Genomic DNA, 2674 nt, shown 5'->3' with positions numbered 1-2674 from the left:
CCCTCTATATGTGCCTGGGCCAGGAAGATGCCGCCGACCTGCGCGCGCCCTTGCGCGCCTCCGAAGGCAACGAGCTGGTCGCCGATGCAATAGACGAAGCCATCGGCCGCAAGCCCAAGGGCCACGACTTCATCATCGACCGCCGCACCAGCCGCCCATCGGTGTCACGCCATATGAGCGTCACCGGCGGCTGATCTTTTCGTGAAATTCATGCAAGATTGCTTCGGATCATGACTCGAGGCGAGCATGCGGCTGCACTCTTCATTCCTGGCGATTGCGACAATGGCAGCAAGCAGTGCGGTCGCCGCGCCGTTCACTTATGTGAACGAGCGCTTCGGCACCGTCTGCACCTTTCCCGACGAGATCTTCACCGATCGCCAGCCGGAGCCCGATAATGGCGACGGACAGCAATGGCTGAGCGCCGATGGCGCCAGCCTGATCTGCTCCGGCATCCTCAACATAGACAACGATACGCCGAAGGGCTTTGTGGCGGCCGAGAAGGCCAGCGATGAAGCCGGCTACAAGGTGACCTATGGCAAGGCCGGCAGCGATTGGGCGGTGCTGTCGGGCGTTAAGGATGGAAAGATGTTTTACGAGCGACGTCTGTTTGGGAGAGACGGTATCATCCGCACGGTCTGGGTCGACTACCCTCCGGCCCTGAAGTCGAAATACGACCCGCTGGTCGGCGCCATTGCCGGCAGTCTCAAGGGGTCGTGAAAGTTTCGGACCACACCCCAGAAAAAGTCTTGTTCGCGAACCACAGCCGGATTTACGGCCAGTCTGTTCCAACCTACCCTTTCCCTGGAAGCGGATCTTCGCTCACAGGGGGAATACTCCATGCGCAAACTCGTTCTTTCTCTAGCCTTGCTTGGTCTCGCGGCCGTGCCCGCTGCGGCCCAGTCGATCGGCGGCACTTATACGGTCGCCGGCACCAACTTCGACGGCTCTGCCTATGGCGGCGAGGCAACCATCACGCTGACCAGCGGGACGACGTGCGCGATCCATTGGGAAACCGGCGGCTCATCTTCCGACGGCATCTGCATGCGCAACGATGATGCCTTCTCGGCCGGCTATGTCATGGGCAAGGATATCGGCCTCGTCGTCTACAAGATGACGGACGACGGCTCGCTGCATGGTCTGTGGACCATCGCCGGCAAGGAAGGCAATGGCACCGAGGTGCTGACGCCGAAGAAGTAAGTTCTGCCGCCATTGCAGGTGATCTTCTGAGCCACAAACAAGGCTGTGGCCCAGCCCTTTGCTGTTGCTGTTTCACGCCCGGCTGTTACAGGCTTGCTGCCTAAAGCGCGTCGCGTTTGAACGGATTCAGGCGACGCGCTTTAGGTCTTTGTTTCTTATGCGTGTCGTTTCCCCAAAACCGAGGTCACTTTTGGGCGACATGCATTAGCAGAACCGGTAGCCGTCTTGCCCCTGTCACCAAATATTCGCGGCGCGTTGTTCATGATGGTGGCGATGGCCGGCTTCTGCCTCAACGATGCCATCACCAAATACTCGTCACAATCGATGAACATGGCGCAGGTCATGTTGATCCGTGGGGCTTTCGCTTCGCTTTTCGTCGGCTTGCTCGCCTGGCAGCGCGGCGCGCTCGCCCGCCCGGGTTCGATGCTGCAGCCTCTGGTGGCCCTGCGCGTGATCAGCGAGGCCGGTGCCACGGTGAGTTTTCTCGTCGCCCTCGCCCATTTGCCGATCGCCAATGTTTCGGCGGTGCTGCAGGCGCTGCCACTGGCGGTGACGATGGGGGCCGCACTCGTCTTTGGCGAGGCTGTCGGCTGGCGGCGCTGGCTGGCCATCGCCATCGGATTTGCCGGCGTGCTGATTATCGTGCGGCCTGGCTTCGAAGGGTTCAGCATGTACTCGCTGGCAGCGCTGGCCAGTGTCGCCTGTTGTGCGGTGCGCGATCTCGCCACCAAGCGAATTCCCAAGGCCATTCCGACATTGCTGGTGTCGACGGCAACCGCGCTTGCCATGACCATCGTCGGTGCGGCGCTGTTGCCGGCAATGGGCGGCTGGACGCCGATGACGAGGGACAGCACAGCCCTGCTGGCCTTGGCCGCGGTGCTGGTGGTGATCGGCTACCAGTTCATCATCATGGCGATGCGGGCGGGCGACATCTCCTTCATCGCGCCGTTCCGCTATACGGCCCTGATCTGGTCGATCCTGCTTGGCCTGTTCATCTTTGCCGATATCCCCGATCCGCCGATGATCGTCGGCGCCACCATCATCATCGGCTCCGGCCTTTATGCGCTCTATCGCGAGCGTGTGGTCGGCCGGCGAAAGATCGTCGCCGAAAGCACGGGGCCGACCATGGTGCCTGACGGAATCTAGCCAGATCATTGAAGGTTCTTGTGATTTCCGACGGCTGGCGTACAGGCTTCGTGGCATGAAGCGAGACATTGCGGGGATCATCCTGGCCGGTGGCCAGTCGAGACGGATGGGCGGCGGCGACAAGAGCCTGTTGCCGCTTGGCGATGGCTGCCTGCTTGACCAGGTCGTGTCGCGCTTCACCCCGCAAATAGAATCGCTGGCGCTCAGCGCCAATGGCGCCTCTGCGCGATTCCTGCGCTTTGGACTGCCGGTGCTTGCCGACAGCGTGCCCGGCTTTGCCGGGCCGCTCGCCGGAATCCTGACCGGCCTCGAATGGGCCGCGGCCAATACG

Annotated in this window: 4 protein-coding genes and 1 pseudogene; all 5 read left to right on the top strand. The window is 61.8% G+C overall.

The genetic code is table 11. The features are described from left to right. Positions 1-194: pseudogene (locus tag EN984_RS30195) on the top strand (GTP 3',8-cyclase MoaA); the annotation flags it as partial. Between the two features lie 88 nt (positions 195-282). Next, entirely contained in the window at positions 283-717 is a 435-nt protein-coding gene (locus EN984_RS30190) for a hypothetical protein (protein WP_236383069.1), read from the top strand. A 120-nt stretch (positions 718-837) separates the two neighbouring features. Further along, on the top strand, positions 838-1197 hold the full coding sequence (locus tag EN984_RS30185) for a hypothetical protein (RefSeq protein ID WP_127269771.1): 360 nt from the start codon (positions 838-840) through the stop codon (positions 1195-1197). Between the two features lie 225 nt (positions 1198-1422). Further along, complete coding sequence (locus EN984_RS30180; RefSeq protein ID WP_127269772.1) at positions 1423-2343, top strand: DMT family transporter; 921 nt, start codon at positions 1423-1425, stop codon at positions 2341-2343. A 55-nt stretch (positions 2344-2398) separates the two neighbouring features. Beyond that, positions 2399-2674: NTP transferase domain-containing protein (locus EN984_RS30175; RefSeq protein ID WP_164765747.1), on the top strand; the 276-nt coding region annotated here is incomplete at its 3' end.

Origin of the sequence: Mesorhizobium sp. M7A.F.Ca.CA.004.12.1.1, from assembly GCF_003997835.1 — a bacterium.
Lineage (GTDB): Bacteria > Pseudomonadota > Alphaproteobacteria > Rhizobiales > Rhizobiaceae > Mesorhizobium.
This window is presented reverse-complemented; position numbering and strand designations above follow the sequence as displayed.